The sequence below is a fragment of the Achromobacter seleniivolatilans genome (assembly GCF_030864005.1).
Lineage (GTDB): Bacteria > Pseudomonadota > Gammaproteobacteria > Burkholderiales > Burkholderiaceae_B > Achromobacter > Achromobacter seleniivolatilans.
In genome coordinates this window covers 6,422,268-6,438,446 of record NZ_CP132976.1, presented here as the reverse complement: position 1 = coordinate 6,438,446, position 16,179 = coordinate 6,422,268, and the positions used below count along the sequence as shown (strand labels likewise).

Below are 16,179 nucleotides of genomic sequence, written 5' to 3'. Positions count from 1 at the left end.
CTCTGGCGCGGCGTTTTTTCTTCGGACCGTTTAGACCCGGTTCCAATCAAATGCCGCCTGCTCGCCCTTGCCGTAAAGCTTGAGCGCGCCCTTGTCGCCTGCCGCGTTGGGGCGGTTGAAGATCCAGTTTTGCCAAGCGGTCAGCCGGCCAAAGATGCGGGTCTCCATCGTTTCCTTCCCGCCAAAACGCAAATTGGCTTCCAGTCCCGTCAAGGCATCCGGCGATAGCGCCCGGCGCTCTTCAAGCATCATGCGGACCTCGTCGTCCCAGTCGATGCTGTCGGGCGCGAAGGTGATCAGACCCAGATCCAGTGCATCAGTGGCAGACAGGCGCTGCCCGGCCCGCGCACGCACGGCTTCCAGCGGCGCGGTCTCTTCATAAAAACGGCGCTGCAAACGGCTTTGCCCGTTGACCAGCGGATAGGCGCCGAAGTTGCGCTCGCCCACCGCGATCTGAGCGGGCGCGGATTCGTCTTCGTTATCCAGCATGTAGCTGCGGTCGGCGGCCAGCGCCAATTCGAGCAAGGTGCCAACAAAACAAGAACCAGGTTCGATCAAGGCGAACAGGCTGCGCGAGGTCACGTCCAGACGCGCCAAGGTGCGGCGCAACATGCCTGCCGTTTCTCGCACGAACCAATGATCGGCGTGCCGCTGCAACGCGGCGTCGGCGGCCAGCACGGCGTCGGCGTCGCCTTGGGTCTTCAAAATCCAGGTGCCGATATCCAGTTCGTTGGCGCGCATGGACAGGATGGCGTCGTCCAGCTCGCGCGCCATCTGCAAGGGCCACCAGGCAGCGCCTGCGGCAAGAATGTCAGCCAGTTCGGACTCGACCGGAGCTTGCGGACCGCGCACGGTCCAGGTGGCGTGCCGCTTGTCGCGGTCCAGCTGAATATCCACGTACTGGTAGGACAGGCTGTCGGCGCTCTCGTTGCGCTGCAAAGGCGTCAGCACGATGCCTTGGGCATCAGCCGGACGGTCGCTCGCTTGCGCCAGGGCCAAGGCGCGCTCGCGCACCGCGTCGTCAAAACGCGCCGGTTTGACGACGTCATCCACCAGCCGCCAATCTTTGGCGCGCTGCCCCCGCACTCCCTCAACCAAGGTGCAGAAGATGTCGGCGTGGTCGTGCCGCACCCGGCGCTTGTCGGTCACTCGGGTCAGGCCACCCGTGCCCGGCAGTACGCCCAGCAGCGGCACCTCGGGCAAGGCCACGGCGGACGAGCGATCGTCGATCAGCAGAATTTCGTCGCACGCCAGGGCCAGCTCGTAACCGCCGCCCGCGCAAGCGCCATTCAATGCGGCAATGAACTTCAAGCCGCTGTGGCGGCTGGAGTCTTCAATACCGTTACGGGTTTCGTTGGTGAACTTGCAGAAGTTCACCTTCCAGGCGTGCGTGGACAGACCCAGCATGAAGATGTTGGCCCCCGAACAGAAGATGCGGTCCTTCATGCTGGTGACGACCACGGTGCGCACTTCGGGATGTTCAAAGCGAACGCGCTGCAAGGCGTCGTGCAATTCGATGTCCACGCCCAGGTCGTACGAATTCAACTTGAGCTTGTAGCCGGGGCGCAGGCCGCCGTCCTCAGCGACATCCATAGCCAGCTTGGCGACCGGGCCCTCAAACGTCAGACGCCAATGGCGGTATTGCGCGGGATCGGTTCGGAAATCCACCCGGTTGACGGTGCTGCTCATAGTGTGTCTCCTCGTACGCCCTGCCTGGACAGGAAAAATACTGCATCACATGAATTATTGTGCAGATTAGTGCAGGAGAAAATTGTCGTCAAGCAAGACATGCATAAAAGTGCAGGTTCTGATGCACCGAGCGTCAGCCGCCCAATGAAAAATGCCGCCTGGAACCCAAGGCGGCATTTCAAGCAGAACGAGAAGCGGCGTTGCTTACAGCGGCAAACCGCAGGCCTTGCGAACCTGAGTGCGCAAACCGGCAAAGCTTTCTTGAACTTCCAGGTTGCTGGTGATCCAGGTCAGATCAGCCTTGGCGTAAAAAGCTTCACGTCCGGCCAGGATGCGTTTCAGGTCGGCCATGGCTTCGTTGTTGCCCGACATGGGCCGGAAGTCGCCCTGCGCCATGACGCGGCCCATGTGCTCTTCCGGGGTGGCGCGCAGCCACACGGTGTAGCAATGCGCCAGCAACAGATTCAGGGTGGCTGGCTCTGAAACCAGCCCGCCCGGTGTGGCCAGCACCATTTCCGGATAGATCTGCACCGCCTCTTCCAGCGCCCGGCGCTCATAGCGGCGGTAGGCGTTAGGGCCATACAGATTGTGGATTTCCAGAATGCTGCAGCCGGCGACGCGCTCAATTTCCCGGTTCAACTCAACAAAGGGATAACCCAGATCGTCGGCCAGCATCTGACCCAACGTCGATTTGCCTGCCCCACGCAACCCGATCAGCGCGACGCGCTGCGTGCGATTGGGGCGCTGCGCACCGGCGCCGACGCCAAACAGTTGGGTCAGGGCTTCACGGGCGCGCTGCAAATCAGATTCGGTGCGGCCACTAAGCAGTTCGCGAATCAACAGCCAATCGGGCGACTCGGTCGTTACGTCGCCCACCAGTTCGGCAAGCGCGCAGTTAAAGGCACGCGCGATTTGCAACAGCACCAGGATCGACGCGTTGCCGACCCCATGTTCCAGATTGGCCAGATGCCTCTCGGACACGCCGGTCACCTGCGACAGGCTCTTGCGCGTCATGCCGCGGATAGCCCGCAAGCGGCGCACCCGCTCGCCCAATGCCACCAGGAAAGCTTCCCGCCTGGGTTCGGTTGGCGCCGCGTCTAGCGCTTGATTCATGTTTTGGCTGACTCCGCAAATACCCTGATAAGCCCTGTTTTATGCACTATAGTGCTTGACCCAAACCTTTGGAAGCACTATTTTTCCTCCAAGCAGGTCCATGGCGCTGATGTGCAAAAAAACAGCACTCAATTCATCTCGCATCTAAAGCGCCGACAGTGTAAAGGAGGAGTCCCGGTGAGCACGCCAGATCAATTCCATGCCCTGATGCGCGAAGCGATGCGCCTTGTCGCCGGTCAAACGCTGGATGATGGGCTAGCGGCCCGTCTAAACCGCGATGCCGGTCCGGACAGCGCGCTGTACCAAAACATCTTTGCCGCCTGTAGGCAGGGCGTGGCCGACGGTTGGATGTGCAACCGGGAAGGCGGCGGCATTCGTTATGGCCGTGTCATCAAACCCGCCCCAGACCTGGCGGATTGTTCCGTGGACGTCGTCGACATGGACGACCTGGCCGGCCCGCAGCACGCCCATCCCAATGGCGAGATCGACCTGATCATGCCGCTGACCGCAGATGCCCGCTTCGATGGCCATGGCGCCGGCTGGCTGGTCTACGGCCCGGGCAGCGCCCACCGCCCCACCGTCACCCACGGCCGCGCCCTGGTGCTGTACCTGCTGCCCGGCGGCGCCATCGAGTTCACCCGGCCAGACAGCTAGCCCCAAAAAAAGACGGTCAGGCGATAACAACTACAGCCGTGGCCCGCCCCCAGGACAACAGGAGACAACCGTGAACGCCTGCCCCGCCGAACTGAACTTTGCCAGTTATCTGGCCGCGCTGAACGCGCCACGCGCCGCCAAAACGGCTTATATCGACGACACGCGCCAGCTCACCTATGGCGAACTGGCCGAGCGCGTGGCGCGTATGGCGGGCGCTTTGCGTCAGTTGGGGCTGCGCCGCGAAGAACGCATTCTGCTGCTGATGCAAGACACGGCGGACTGGCCCGTGGTGTTTCTGGGCGCGCTGCATGCCGGGGTAGTGCCGGTCGCCGTGAATACACTGCTGACCGCAGACGACTACGCCTACATCGTGGCGCACAGCCGCGTGCGCGCCGTGTTTGTTTCGGGCGCGTTGCTACCCACGCTGCAATCCGCATTGACGCAGGCGGCCACTGACGTCGAGCATCTGGTGGTGTCCCAAGCCGTCACTCCCCTGCCCGCCCACGCTTTGGACTTCGAAGCCTTGCTGGCCGCCGCGCCGCTGGCGCCTGCCGTGCGCACCTTGTCCGACGAGATCGCTTTCTGGCTGTATTCCTCCGGTTCCACAGGCAAACCCAAAGGCGTGGTCCATACGCATGGCAACCTGTGGCACACGGCCGAGCTGTATGCCAAACCAGTGCTGGGCATCCGCGAAGACGATGTGGTGTTCTCGGCCGCCAAATTGTTTTTTGCCTATGGCCTGGGCAACGGCTTGACGTTCCCGCTGTCGGTGGGCGCTACCGTCATTCTGATGGGTGAACGGCCCACGCCGCAGGCGGTGTTCCAACGGCTGACCCGGCACCGTCCCACCGTGTTCTATGGCGTGCCAACGCTGTACGCCAGCATGTTGGCCTCGACCGATCTTCCGCCACGCGACCAGGTGGCGCTCAGGGTCTGCACATCCGCTGGCGAGGCCTTGCCCCGCGACATCGGCGAACGCTTCACGCGGCATTTCGGCTGTGAAATTCTGGATGGCATCGGCTCCACCGAAATGCTGCATATCTTCATTTCCAACCAGACCGGGCAATTGCGTTACGGCACGACCGGCAAACCGGTACCGGGCTACGAAGTGCAATTGCGGGACGACAACGGCGCGCTGGTCGCCGCAGGCACGATTGGCGACCTCTACATCAAAGGCCCCAGCGCGGCGCTGATGTACTGGAACAATCGCGACAAAACGCGCCAATGCTTTCTGGGTGATTGGCTCAAAAGCGGCGACAAATACACCTGCGACCCGGACGGCTACTACACCTACGCTGGCCGCAGCGACGACATGATCAAAGTCAGCGGCCAGTATGTGTCGCCCGTTGAAGTCGAGAACATCCTGGTGCAGCACGAAGCCGTGCTGGAAGCCGCCGTGATCGGCGTGCCAGACCACGATGGTTTGGTCAAAACCAAAGCCTATGTTGTGCTGCGCCCAGGCTTTGAACCGGACGCGCAGACGGGCGCCGCCTTGCAGAGCTACGTGAAGCAACGGCTGGCCCCCTTCAAGTATCCGCGCCAGATCAATTTCACAGAAGAACTGCCCAAGACCGCTACCGGAAAAATCCAGCGGTTCCGGCTGCGGCAACTGGAAGAGTCAACGCTGTGACCCTATCCGCGCCGGCCGCGCCCGCGGCCAGCGCGAGCACCCAGGCTGCGCTTGCGCCAGCCCATAACAAGCACGGAGACAAACCATGAATCACGCCCTGACCCGGGCTGCGCTTACCGCAGCCTTGATGCTTGCTGCAAGCAGCGCGCAGGCAGCCGACAAAATCAAAGTCGGCTTCATGCTGCCCTATAGCGGCACCTTTGCCGCACTGGGCACTGCGATTGAAAATGGATTCAAGCTCTACGTCGCCGAGCAAGGCGGCAAGCTGGGCGGGCGCGAGATTGAATACTTCAAGGTCGATGACGAATCCAATCCCGCCAAAGCGGCAGAGAATGCCAATCGGCTGATCAAGCGGGATCAGGTCGATGTGTTGATCGGCACGGTGCACTCCGGCGTGGCGATGGCGCTGGCCAAATCCGCCAAGGACAGCGACACCACGCTGATCGTCACCAACGCGGGCGCCAACGCCATCACGGGCCCCTTGTGCGGCCCGGGCATCTTCCGCACATCATTCACCAACTGGCAACCTGCCTATGCCATGGGGCCGGTGGCTTACAACAAAGGCCACAAGACCGCCGTCACCATCACTTGGAAATACGCAGCGGGCGACGAAGCCGTGGGCGGATTCAAAGAAGGTTTTGAGAAGGCCGGCGGCAAAGTCGTCAAAGAACTCAGCCTGCCGTTCCCCAACGTGGAATTCCAATCGCTGCTGACCGAGATCGCGGCGCTCAAGCCCGACATGGTGTTCACGTTCTTTGCTGGCGGCGGCGCCGTGAAGTTCGTGCAGGACTATCACGCAGCGGGCCTGGATAAAACGATTCCGCTGTACGGCTCAGGCTTCCTGACCGACGGCACCTTGCAGGCTCAAGGCGCCTCCGCGCAAGGCCTGTTAACCACGCTGCATTACGCCGACGGATTGAACACCCCGCGCGACAACGCCTTTCGCGCCGACTATGCCAAGCAATACAACGCGCAGCCAGACGTGTACGCCGTGCAGGGTTATGACGCCGCGCAACTGATGCAATCGGGGCTGACTGCGGTAAAGGGCGACTTCGCCAAGAAGGAGGCTTTCCGCAGCGCCATGCGCAGCGCCACGGTCGATAGCCCGCGTGGCCCCTTCACCTTGTCCGCAGCCGGCAACCCCGTGCAGGACATCTACCTGCGCCGCGTCGACGGCCTTGAGAACAAGGTCGTGGAAGTCGCCGTAAAAAAACTGGCCGATCCGGCCCGCGGCTGCAAGCTCTGATCGCAAGGAGGCCCCATGGACATCAGCATCCTTCTTATCCAAAGCCTGAACGCCTTCCAGTATGGCTTGCTGCTGTTCCTGGTGGCCAGCGGACTCACCCTGATCTTCGGCATCATGGGCATCATCAATCTTGCCCATGGCAGCTTCTACATGATCGGCGCCTACATGGCGTTTGCGCTGGGGCCGCTGGTGGACCGTTGGCTGGGCGGCGGTTTCGTCGCCACGCTGATTGTCTGTGTACTGCTGGCTGGCGTGCTGGGATATTTTCTGGAAGCCGCGTTCTTCAGCTATCTGTACCACCGCAATCATTTGCAGCAGGTGCTGATGACCTATGGCCTGATTCTGGTTTTTGAGGAACTGCGCAGCATCCTGGTCGGCAACGACGTACACGGCGTGCCCCTGCCCGCCTGGCTGCAAGGCAGCATTTCGCTGGGTGGCGTGATGACGTATCCGGTCTATCGGTTGTTCATCTCGGCCGTCGGCATCGCCGTCGCGTTGCTGCTGTACTGGATCATTTCACGCACACGGCTGGGCATGATGTTGCGCGCAGGCGCCAGCAATCGCGAAATGATCGGGTCGCTGGGCATAGACATCAACAAGCTGTACCGGCTGGTGTTTGCAGCCGGTGTCGCATTGGCGGCATTGGCGGGCACCATTGCCGCGCCCGTGTCGTCCGTGTATCCCGGGATGGGCAATGGCGTGCTGATCATCTGTTTTGTGGTGGTGGTCATCGGCGGTATCGGCTCCATTCGCGGCGCGTTTCTGGCGGCCATGCTGGTCGGCATTGTCGAGACCTTTGGACAAGTGTTATTCCCTTCCGCCGCAGGCGTGCTGGTCTACCTGCTGATGGCCTTCATTCTTCTTTGCAAGCCCGAAGGGCTGTTCAAACAGGGCTGACCATGCTGAATCGATTTCTGCCTTTTGCGGCGCTCTTGGCACTGGCCACCTTTGCCTGGAGCGGCAGCGACTACTACACCGGTCTGGCAATCAAGATCATGATCTACGCGATCTTCGCGTTAAGCCTGCAATTGCTGGTGGGCGGCGCGGGGCTGGTCAGCCTGGGCCATGCCGCCTTCTTCGGCATAGGCGCGTATGCGGCGGCCTTGCTGTCACCCGAATCAGAAGCGGCCAGCCTGTGGTGGCTGCTGCCCGCCGCCTTGCTGGCGGCGGCCGTCTACGCCGTGGTGACCGGCGCGTTGGCGCTGCGCACGAAAGGCGTGTACTTCATCATGGTGACGCTGGCCTTTGCGCAAATGGCGTACTACGTCTTTCACGACACCAAAGTGGGCGGCGGCAGCGACGGCATCTATCTGTACTTCAGGCCAGAGCTTGCCATTGCCGGATGGATGCCCTTCGACCTGAGCAAGGCCACGACGTTTTATTATTTTGTGCTGGCCTGCCTGGCGTTCACCTGGGGGTTTCTGGCGCTGTTGCGGCGCTCGCCTTTCGGCGCGGCGCTGGCTGGCATCCGCATCAATGAACAGCGCATGCGCGCCGCCGGTTATTCGACCTATCCCTACAAGCTCACCGCCTATGTCGTGGGCGCCACACTGGCCAGCCTGGCGGGTTTTCTGTTTGCGTTGAAAGACGGGTTTGTCACGCCTGAATTGCTGGCCTGGGAACAGTCTGGCCTGGTGCTGCTGATGGTGATCCTGGGCGGCATGGCCAGCCTGGGCGGCGCCGTGCTGGGCACTGTGGCGCTGGTGCTGATGCAAGAACTGTTTCAGTCCCAAGAGCTGTTCGGCGACTATGCGCGGCATTGGCATTTGCCATTGGGCATCGCCATCATCGCGCTGGTGGCCCTGCTGCCAAATGGTCTGGCAGGCTTGCCCGCGCAATGGCGGCAACGCCGTGAGGCGCGTCTGGCAGGCGTGCGCGACGCGCCGCCGTCCGCCAACGCGAAAGAAACCCGCGCGGCAACCGCTGCCCGCCTGCCCATCCAGGGAGAACCTCATGTCTGATCTTTTGCTGGCGGCCAGCGGCGTGACGCGCCGCTTCGGCGGCCTGACCGCGGTCAATAGCGTTTCGCTGGGGTTGTTGCGCGGACAGGTGCATGCCGTCATCGGGACCAACGGCGCGGGCAAGTCCACGCTGATCAACATCCTGTCGGGCGAGTTGGCGCCCAGCAGCGGCCAGGTCACGCTGGGCGATCGCGACATCACCGCGTGGCGGCAACCTGAACGCGCACGGGCGGGGCTGGGCCGAAGCTATCAGCGTTCCACCTTGTTTCAGGAACTGAGCGTGTTTGAAAATTGCCGGCTAGCCGCCCAGGCAGGCCGGCAGCGATTCTGGCACTGGTGGCGCCCGGCGTCTGATTGCCGCCGCAGCGCCGAACTGGCGCGTCACGCGCTGGAGCGCACAGGTCTGGCGGATGACGCGGCTCGCATCGCTGGCCTGCTGCCGCACGGCCGCAAACGCCAGTTGGAGATCGCCATGTGCCTGGCAGGCGAACCGCAGGTGCTGCTGCTGGATGAGCCGCTGGCCGGAATGGGACCTGAAGAAACAGACCGCATTCTGGATCTTCTGCAAACCCTGAAATCTGGCCATGCCATCTTGCTGGTGGAACACGATATGGACGCGGTGTTCCGCATTGCCGAAACCATCACGGTCATGGTCAATGGCACCGCGATTGCCAGCGGCACGCCAACGGACATCCGGGCCAACGCCGACGTGCGCACCGCGTATCTGGGCGACGACACGCACGGCCATGCACAAGGAGCCAACGCATGAATGCGCTGATCGAAGCAAACGGACTGCACGTCTATTACGGCGCCAGCCATGTGCTGCGCGGTATCGACATGCACATCGCGCCCGGTGAATCCATCGGACTCGTAGGACGCAACGGGATGGGCAAAACCACGCTGATCCGCAGTCTGATGGGTCACGTGAAAAGCGCGCGCGGCCACGTACGGATCAGCGGCCGCGATTGCACCCATGCGCAGCCGCATGTGGTGGCGCGCTCCGGCGTGGCCTACGTGCCCGAAGGCCGGGGCATTTTTCCCAATCTGAATGTCCGCGAAAACCTGCAAGTCGCAGCGCGGCCGGATCTGCGCGGCAAACAGGCTTGGACCTATGCACGGGTGCTGGACACGTTTCCAAGGCTGCGCGAACGGCTGAACCACGGAGGGCAGCAATTATCGGGCGGGGAACAGCAAATGCTGGCCATCGGCCGGGCGCTGATGACCAACCCCGATCTGCTGATTCTGGATGAAGCCACTGAAGGGCTGGCGCCGTTGATCGTGGCGGAGATCTGGAAGATCATCCGCCAGATCCGCGCAACCGGCATGTCCACGTTGATCGTGGACCGCAACTACCGGGCGGTGCTGGATCACACCGACCGCTGCCTGGTGATGGAGAAAGGACTGATTGTGCAAGACGGAGATAGCGCGTCGCTGGCCCGGCAACCCGAGCAGCTGACGCGCTATCTGGGCGTTTAGATCAAGGCTTCGATCAGGAACGGGCCACGGCGCTTCAGACCCTCTTGCAGCGCGCGCGCAAAGCCTTCAACCGTATCCACGCTGACGGCTTCCACACCCATGCCACGGGCCAGGTGCGTCCAGTCCAGGTAGGGTTCTTCCAGATCCAGCATGCGGCGGGCGTTGCGGCCCGGTTCCTGCACGCCAACGTTCTTCATTTCGCCATGCAATGTGGCGTAAGAACGATTAGCCAGAATCACCGTCAGGCAGTTCAGGTTCTCGCGCGCCTGGGTCCACAAGGCTTGCAAGGTATACATACCGCTGCCGTCGGCCTGCAAGGTGATCACCTTGCGATCCGGGCAGGCGACGGCCGCGCCTGTCGCCATCGGCAGGCCGATTCCAATCGCGCCCCCTGTCAACATCAGCCAGTCGTGCGGCGCGCTGCTGGCGCTGTAGATCGGAAATTCGCGCCCCTGGGTGATGGACTCATCGCAGACGATGGCCTGTTCGGGCAAGGTGTGCGCGACCAGAATGTTCACGGCGGCGCCCGTCAGCTTGCCGGTCTGCGGCACATCGTAGGTGGCGGCGGGGGTGGCCAGACGCGGCGCGTCGGCAGCAATGCCCAGTTCGTCAGCCAGCCATTCCAGCGCATGCGCCAGATCTTGTTCGGCCGAGGCCAGTACCACCTTGTTGCTGTCGGGCGGGGCCAGCAGGCTGGGCTTGCCAGGATAGGCAAAGAAACCCACGGGGGCCTTGGCGCCCGCCAGCACCAGGTGTTTCACGTCTTTCAGCTTGGCCACTGCCAGATCGATGGGGTACGGCAGACGATCAACCGGCGTACGCGAACCACCGCGTTCGATACGGCGATTCGAGGTCTCGGACATCAATCGCACGCCGGTGGCGCGCGCAATGCGGCCGGCGGCGTTCAACGCACGCTCGCGCAGCGCGGCGCCGCCCAACATCAAGACCGTCACTTCGCCAGAGCGGATGGCGGCAGCAGCAGCGCGCACGGCATCCGCGCTGGTCTGTGTCAGGGCTGCGTCCTTGACCTGGACAGGCACGGACCCGTCAGGCAGATCCGTCCACGCGGTATCTGCCGGCAGGATCAGGGTTGCGATATTGCCCGGCGACTGACGTGCCATGCCGATGGCCTCAGCAGCGTCGGCAGACACGGCTGCCGCCGTCATTGTGCGTTTGACCCAATGCGACATGGGACGCGCGACGCCTTCAACATCGCTGGTCAGCGGCGCGTCGTATTGCACGTGATAGGTCGCGTGATCGCCCACGATATTGACCATGGGAGTGCGGGCGCGCTTGGCATTGTGCAGATTGGCCAATCCATTGCCCAAGCCCGGTCCCAGGTGCAGCAAGGTGGCGGCGGGCTTGTCAGCCATGCGGGCGTAACCGTCGGCGGCGCCCGTCACCACGCCTTCAAACAGACCCAGCACACAGCGCATCTTGGGCTTGCGATCCAACGCCGCAACAAAGTGCATTTCCGAGGTGCCGGGATTTGCAAAGCAGACGTCCACATCGTTGGCAAGCAAGGTATCGCAAAGACTATCAGCGCCGTTCATGGTTTTCCCTAGTCGTTATCAATGGCGGTGCAGGCGCATTCGCGCCTGCCTGTTGTGCATGATAGGTAGCGTATCAAAAACGCGGTAGAGCCATTTCAGCTCGGCGACATGGAACCATTCCCATCGCGTTCCGCCTGCCGGAATCATGCAAAGAAAAACGGCCTGCATCTGCAGGCCGCTCAGGGGTTCAAAACAGAGCGGTCAGCGGATGGGCCACGGATACATGGCGCCGCCCTTGTTCCACAGTGCGTTCGTGCCGCGTTGCAGGCCCAGCTTGCTGTCCTTGCCAACGTTGCGCTCGAACACTTCGCTGTAGTTGCCCACGGCCTTGATGGCGTTGTAGGCCCATTTTTCGTCCAGGCCCATGTTCTTGCCCGCGCCCGGCGTCACGCCCAAGATGCGCAGCACGTTGGGATTGGTGCTCTTTAACATCTCGTCGACGTTCTTCTGCGTAATGCCGTATTCCTCGGCCTCCAGCAGCGCGAACAGCGTCCAGCGGATGATGCTTACCCAGTTTTCGTCGCCCTGGCGCACCATGGGACCCAAGGGTTCCTTGGAGAATCGTTCCGGCAGAATCTCGTAGTCGTTCGGGTTGGCGACCTGCGTGGCGCGCACGGCGGCCAGTTGCGAAGCATCGTCGGTGAAGGCGTCGCAGCGGCCGGATTCAAAGGCGCGCACGACTTCAGTCACCTTGTCGATCACGACGGGTTTGAATTCAATATTGTTCGACCGGAACCAATCCGCCAGATTCAGTTCGGTGGTGGTGCCCGGCTGCACGCAGACCGTCGCGCCATTGAGTTCCTTGGCGCTTTTAACGCCGAGCTTCTTGTTGACCAGGATGCCCTGGCCATCGTAGAAACTGGCCGCAACCGCCGCCAGGCCCAGCGAGGTATCACGCGTTTGCGTCAGCGTCACGGTGCGCAGCAGCACGTCCACTTCGCCCGATTGCAACGCGGTAAAGCGTTGCTGGGTCGACAGCGGCGACCCCTTGAACTTGGTCGAATCCCCGAACACCGCGGCCGCGACCGCGCGGCAGATGTCCACATCCATGCCTTCCCATTCGCCCTTGCTGTTGGTGGCGGAAAATCCGGATACGCCGTCGGTCAAACCGCACTGCACGAACCCCTTTTTCTTCACCGCATCAAGCGTAGGACCGGCGACTGCCGCCTGGGACGCGCAAGCCAGGGCAAGCGCGCCGGCTGCAAACAAAGTTGACCGTTTCATTATTGCCTCTCCTGAGATAGATGCCCGCGTCAGCTTGTAAGCCGGCTGCGGCTGAAACCAAGCCCTGCTTTACTGGGCCGGTCGCCAGATTACGACATGTCCACAGCGTGAACAACGCAACTGAGCCTAGTGGAAACCCGGGGCCGGGGTGTAGGCAAGCATTTCACGTTTGTCCGGTGATCGAACTTTATCCAACCATTGCGCGGCATTGGGATGTAGCGTGCGTGCCATACTTTTTTTACGGTGATGTCCGATAAGCGGCATTGCCGCACATCCCAAAAAGAGCCGATCGCGTCACAACAAAAAAGCCGGGCGCGCATCGATATACGGTCGATTCATGGAGGAGACAAATCCATGGCACAAGCTAGCAAGCCGCAGCGTCGTCTTAACGCAGCAGCGCATCGCCGCGTTGCCCTGAAAACCTTGTTGTGCGCGGCGCTGGCCGCAACGGGCCTGAGCGCCGGCCCTGCCCACGCGGCCGATGACTGGCCCAGCAAACCGATCAAAATCATCGTGCCCTACACACCGGGCGGGTCCACCGATATCGTCACCCGGATCGTGATGGAAAAGCTTGGCCCTCGGTTAAAGCAAACCATCATTGTCGAAAACCGGCCCGGTGCGAACAGCAGCGTGGGTTCGGCTATTGCGGCAAAGTCCGACCCGGACGGATACACCTTTCTATCGATGCTGCCGGCCTACATCATCAACTTCCACCTGTACAAGCTGACCTACACCCCTGCCGATCTCACGCCGGTGGTGCAGATGGCCGACCTGCCGCTGTTCCTGTTCGTGTCGCAAGATTTGCCCGTCAAGACGCTGGCGGAGCTGGTCGCCTACGGACGCAAGAATCCAGACAAGCTGACCTATGCGTCCAGCGGCAATGGGTCCAGCGCCCACCTGACCGGCGCAGACTTCGCGCTGCAAAACAAACTGACGATGACGCACGTGGCCTACAAAGGCAGCGCGCCCATCCTGACCGATTTGCTGGGCAATCGCGTGTCCATGGTCTTTGACCCGATCCTCGTGCCCATGCAGTACGTCAAACAGAACCGGCTGAAGGCGCTCGCTTTCACGGGCAAGGAGCGCTGGCCCACCGAGCCCGGCATCCCCACCATGGAAGAGGCCGGCATGCCTGGTTTCGTAACCGGCTCCTGGGCCGGCTTGATGGCGCCCGCCAATACACCCAAGCCGATCATCGAACGGATGGCTCGCGAAATCAGCGAGATCGTCAAGGAACCCGATGTGAAGCAGAAGTTCGTGGACGCCGGCTTTCTGCCTGTCAGCGGCACCACGGCGCAATTTGCGGACCTGATGAAGTCAGATTCGGCCCGCTACGAAAAAATCATCCAGCAAGCCGGTATCACCGTGAATTAAATGCGGGCAGAACCCGGGCAGCAGCCGGCCCTATGCCGCGCGCTGCCCGAACGGAATTCATCATGATCAATAAATTCATTGATACGCCCGCAGCCGCGGTCGCGGACATACACGACGGCGCCACCGTGCTGATCAGCGGCTTTGGCGGCGCAGGCATGCCCACCGAATTGATCCACGCGCTGATTGAACAGGGCGCGGGCGACCTGACGGTCGTCAGCAATAACGCGGGCAATCACGAAACCGGCTTGGCGGCACTGGTCAAGGCGGGACGCGTGCGCAAAGTGATCTGCTCGTTTCCCAAAGCTTCGCATTCGTGGGTCTTCGACGATCTGTACCGCCAGGGCCGCATCGAGCTGGAATGCGTGCCGCAAGGCACCATCGCGGAACGGTTGCGCGCAGCGGGCGCCGGGCTGGGCGGCTTCTTCACCCCCACCGCCTACGGCACCGAGCTTGCGCTAGGCAAGGAAACACGCATCATCGATGGGCGCGGCCATGTGTTCGAAACGCCCCTTCATGGCGACTTTGCGCTGGTGAAAGCCGATCAGGCCGACCGCTGGGGCAATCTGACTTATCACATGAGCGCGCGCAACTTTGGCCCCATCATGTGCATGGCCGCCAAGACCACCATCGTGCAAGTGCGCGCCAAAGCAGAGCTGGGCGAGCTGCCGCCTGAAGCCATCGTGACGCCAGGCATTTTCGTCAAGCGCGTGACCGAGGTGGCCAATGCCGCCTTCTCCAGCTAGCGCTCGTCCACACCAAGGAATACGCATGTTTCGTCCCCTGACCCGCGAAGCCATGGCGCGCCGCCTGGCCCTGGATATCCCCGATGGCAGCTACGTCAATCTGGGCATCGGCATGCCGGTGCTGGTGGCGGCCCATCTGCCCGCCGGCCGCGAAATCGTGCTGCATAGCGAAAACGGCATATTGGGCATGGGCCCGCCGCCGGCCAAGGACGCTATCAATCTGGACTTGATCAATGCCGGCAAGCAACCGGTAACGCTGCTTGCCGGTGGTTCGTTCTTTCACCACGCGGATTCGTTTGCCATGATGCGCGGCGGCCACCTGGACATCTGCGTGATGGGCGGCATGCAGGTCGCGGCCAATGGCGATCTGGCCAACTGGTCGCTCAACAAGCCGGGCGAAGCGCCTGCCGTAGGCGGTGCCATGGATCTGGCCGTAGGCGCGCGCAGCGTGTTCATCATGATGGAGCACAACAGCAAGAACGGCGAACCGAAGATCGTCAGCCAGTGCACGTATCCGCTGACGGGAGCAGGCGTGGTGGATCGTATCTACACCGATCTTGCGGTCATCGATGTCACGCCAGACGGCCTGCTGGTTCGGGATATGATCGACGGCATGACTCTGACCGAACTGCAAACGCGCACCGGCGCGCCACTGCGCGCGGCTTGATGCTGCCCAACTTCCCGCCCCCCGGTTACGCCGCGCCTCTGGCCGCGGAGGACCATCCCGATCAGTTTCGCGGCGATGCGGATTACATGCTGACGCTGGCTCGCGGCCTGCATGTCATCCGCGCCTTTGGCACGCGCCGGCAACCGCAGACGGCAGCGGATCTGAGCCGGCGCGCCGGCCTGCCCAGGGCTGTGGTGCAACGCTGCTTGCATACGCTGATCCTGCTGGGCATTGCCGAGCAGCATGGCCGGCTGTATGTACTGACGCCGCGCATTCTGGGATTGGGGTATGCATATTTTTCGTCCACGCCGTTCGTGTCGCTGGCGCAACCCGTACTGGAAGAGTTGAGCGCAACGGTCAACGAGACGTGTGCGCTGGCCATCATGGAAGGCCACGAGATGCTGTATCTGGCGCGTTCCGAAGTGAACCGCCTGTTGGCCACGTCTATGGGACTGGGCAGCCGCCTGCCGGCCTATTGCACGTCGATTGGCCGCGTGCTGCTGGCGCAATTGCCCGAGGCGGCGCTCACGCGCTACTTCGCCGCGACCGAATTGCAGCCCTATACCGAATTCACCATCACCACCGAATCCAAACTGCGCGCAGAGCTTGAACGCATCCGTGAACAGGATTACGCGCTGGTGGATCAGGAATTGGAGTTGAACGTACGCGCCATCGCGTTGCCGGTGCGCTCTGCCAGCGGCAAAGCCTGTGGCGCAGTGAACGTCAGCGTCAAGGCAGCCCGTGTGCCGTTGAACCGCCTGACAGAAGAATTCTTGCCGCCTCTGCGGCAAGCGGTCGAGCGGATTGGGGAATTCTTGGTGGCTTGAAGGCGGGGGAGCGTCTCCGCCT

15 protein-coding genes are annotated in these 16,179 nt (G+C 62.2%); 11 read left to right on the top strand and 4 right to left on the bottom strand.

The annotated features are described in order from the left end of the window. Nucleotides 1-30: 30 nt before the first annotated feature. A complete protein-coding gene (gene boxC, locus RAS12_RS29155; RefSeq protein WP_306943927.1) occupies nucleotides 31-1,689 on the bottom strand; it encodes a 2,3-epoxybenzoyl-CoA dihydrolase in 1,659 nt (552 codons plus the stop codon). Between the two features lie 204 nt (nucleotides 1,690-1,893). Then, nucleotides 1,894-2,802, bottom strand: a complete 909-nt coding sequence (locus RAS12_RS29150) for a helix-turn-helix transcriptional regulator (protein WP_306943925.1) — start codon at nucleotides 2,800-2,802, stop codon at nucleotides 1,894-1,896. Nucleotides 2,803-2,979: 177 nt separating this feature from the next. Between RAS12_RS29150 and RAS12_RS29145 the strand changes: the two genes are divergently transcribed. The 7 genes from RAS12_RS29145 (at nucleotide 2,980) to RAS12_RS29115 (ending at nucleotide 9,769) form a co-directional block, all read left to right on the top strand. After that, a complete protein-coding gene (locus RAS12_RS29145; protein WP_306943922.1) occupies nucleotides 2,980-3,456 on the top strand; it encodes a DUF4863 family protein in 477 nt (158 codons plus the stop codon). Nucleotides 3,457-3,526: 70 nt separating this feature from the next. Beyond that, nucleotides 3,527-5,086, top strand: a complete 1,560-nt coding sequence (locus RAS12_RS29140) for a benzoate-CoA ligase family protein (protein ID WP_306943920.1) — start codon at nucleotides 3,527-3,529, stop codon at nucleotides 5,084-5,086. Nucleotides 5,087-5,171: 85 nt separating this feature from the next. Next, nucleotides 5,172-6,332, top strand: coding sequence for an ABC transporter substrate-binding protein (locus tag RAS12_RS29135; RefSeq protein WP_306943918.1), 1,161 nt, complete (start codon nucleotides 5,172-5,174; stop codon nucleotides 6,330-6,332). Between the two features lie 15 nt (nucleotides 6,333-6,347). Continuing rightward, nucleotides 6,348-7,229, top strand: a complete 882-nt coding sequence (locus RAS12_RS29130) for a branched-chain amino acid ABC transporter permease (RefSeq protein ID WP_306943917.1) — start codon at nucleotides 6,348-6,350, stop codon at nucleotides 7,227-7,229. 2 nt (nucleotides 7,230-7,231) lie between these two features. After that, nucleotides 7,232-8,293 (top strand): branched-chain amino acid ABC transporter permease, encoded by a 1,062-nt coding sequence (locus tag RAS12_RS29125; protein WP_306943916.1) that lies wholly within the window; start codon nucleotides 7,232-7,234, stop codon nucleotides 8,291-8,293. After that, complete coding sequence (locus RAS12_RS29120) at nucleotides 8,286-9,062, top strand: ABC transporter ATP-binding protein (protein ID WP_306943915.1); 777 nt, start codon at nucleotides 8,286-8,288, stop codon at nucleotides 9,060-9,062. Before RAS12_RS29125 ends, RAS12_RS29120 begins: the two co-directional genes overlap by 8 nt. Further along, entirely contained in the window at nucleotides 9,059-9,769 is a 711-nt protein-coding gene (locus RAS12_RS29115) for an ABC transporter ATP-binding protein (protein WP_306943913.1), read from the top strand. Before RAS12_RS29120 ends, RAS12_RS29115 begins: the two co-directional genes overlap by 4 nt. Here RAS12_RS29115 and RAS12_RS29110 read toward each other — a convergent pair. Together RAS12_RS29110 and RAS12_RS29105 are read right to left on the bottom strand one after the other, a co-directional pair. Continuing rightward, complete coding sequence (locus RAS12_RS29110; protein WP_306943911.1) at nucleotides 9,766-11,322, bottom strand: acetolactate synthase large subunit; 1,557 nt, start codon at nucleotides 11,320-11,322, stop codon at nucleotides 9,766-9,768. The genes RAS12_RS29115 and RAS12_RS29110 overlap by 4 nt on opposite strands. Nucleotides 11,323-11,523: 201 nt before the next feature. Then, nucleotides 11,524-12,546 (bottom strand): amino acid ABC transporter substrate-binding protein, encoded by a 1,023-nt coding sequence (locus RAS12_RS29105; RefSeq protein ID WP_306943909.1) that lies wholly within the window; start codon nucleotides 12,544-12,546, stop codon nucleotides 11,524-11,526. Between the two features lie 354 nt (nucleotides 12,547-12,900). Between RAS12_RS29105 and RAS12_RS29100 the strand changes: the two genes are divergently transcribed. The 4 genes from RAS12_RS29100 (at nucleotide 12,901) to RAS12_RS29085 (ending at nucleotide 16,157) form a co-directional block, all read left to right on the top strand. Then, nucleotides 12,901-13,920 (top strand): Bug family tripartite tricarboxylate transporter substrate binding protein, encoded by a 1,020-nt coding sequence (locus tag RAS12_RS29100; RefSeq protein WP_306943907.1) that lies wholly within the window; start codon nucleotides 12,901-12,903, stop codon nucleotides 13,918-13,920. Between the two features lie 62 nt (nucleotides 13,921-13,982). After that, nucleotides 13,983-14,663, top strand: coding sequence for a 3-oxoacid CoA-transferase subunit A (locus RAS12_RS29095; protein ID WP_306943905.1), 681 nt, complete (start codon nucleotides 13,983-13,985; stop codon nucleotides 14,661-14,663). A gap of 25 nt (nucleotides 14,664-14,688) precedes the next feature. Continuing rightward, nucleotides 14,689-15,330: a 3-oxoacid CoA-transferase subunit B gene (locus RAS12_RS29090; protein ID WP_306943903.1), complete on the top strand. Its 642-nt coding sequence runs from the start codon at nucleotides 14,689-14,691 to the stop codon at nucleotides 15,328-15,330. After that, nucleotides 15,330-16,157 carry an IclR family transcriptional regulator domain-containing protein gene (locus RAS12_RS29085; protein WP_306943901.1) on the top strand — a complete coding sequence of 276 codons (828 nt, stop codon included), beginning with the start codon at nucleotides 15,330-15,332 and terminating at the stop codon, nucleotides 16,155-16,157. Before RAS12_RS29090 ends, RAS12_RS29085 begins: the two co-directional genes overlap by 1 nt. The last annotated feature ends 22 nt before the right edge of the window (nucleotides 16,158-16,179 follow it).

What these genes read in the sequence shown, in the direction of transcription:
- RAS12_RS29085 (WP_306943901.1), top strand. Translation starts at nt 15,330, where the DNA reads ATGCTGCCCAACTTCCCGCCCCCCGGTTACGCCGCGCCTCTGGCCGCG.
- RAS12_RS29095 (WP_306943905.1), top strand. Translation starts at nt 13,983, where the DNA reads ATGATCAATAAATTCATTGATACGCCCGCAGCCGCGGTCGCGGACATA.
- RAS12_RS29090 (WP_306943903.1), top strand. Translation starts at nt 14,689, where the DNA reads ATGTTTCGTCCCCTGACCCGCGAAGCCATGGCGCGCCGCCTGGCCCTG.
- RAS12_RS29150 (WP_306943925.1), bottom strand. Translation starts at nt 2,802, where the DNA reads ATGAATCAAGCGCTAGACGCGGCGCCAACCGAACCCAGGCGGGAAGCT.
- RAS12_RS29135 (WP_306943918.1), top strand. Translation starts at nt 5,172, where the DNA reads ATGAATCACGCCCTGACCCGGGCTGCGCTTACCGCAGCCTTGATGCTT.
- RAS12_RS29100 (WP_306943907.1), top strand. Translation starts at nt 12,901, where the DNA reads ATGGCACAAGCTAGCAAGCCGCAGCGTCGTCTTAACGCAGCAGCGCAT.
- RAS12_RS29130 (WP_306943917.1), top strand. Translation starts at nt 6,348, where the DNA reads ATGGACATCAGCATCCTTCTTATCCAAAGCCTGAACGCCTTCCAGTAT.
- RAS12_RS29115 (WP_306943913.1), top strand. Translation starts at nt 9,059, where the DNA reads ATGAATGCGCTGATCGAAGCAAACGGACTGCACGTCTATTACGGCGCC.
- boxC (WP_306943927.1), bottom strand. Translation starts at nt 1,689, where the DNA reads ATGAGCAGCACCGTCAACCGGGTGGATTTCCGAACCGATCCCGCGCAA.
- RAS12_RS29105 (WP_306943909.1), bottom strand. Translation starts at nt 12,546, where the DNA reads ATGAAACGGTCAACTTTGTTTGCAGCCGGCGCGCTTGCCCTGGCTTGC.
- RAS12_RS29110 (WP_306943911.1), bottom strand. Translation starts at nt 11,322, where the DNA reads ATGAACGGCGCTGATAGTCTTTGCGATACCTTGCTTGCCAACGATGTG.
- RAS12_RS29125 (WP_306943916.1), top strand. Translation starts at nt 7,232, where the DNA reads ATGCTGAATCGATTTCTGCCTTTTGCGGCGCTCTTGGCACTGGCCACC.
- RAS12_RS29120 (WP_306943915.1), top strand. Translation starts at nt 8,286, where the DNA reads ATGTCTGATCTTTTGCTGGCGGCCAGCGGCGTGACGCGCCGCTTCGGC.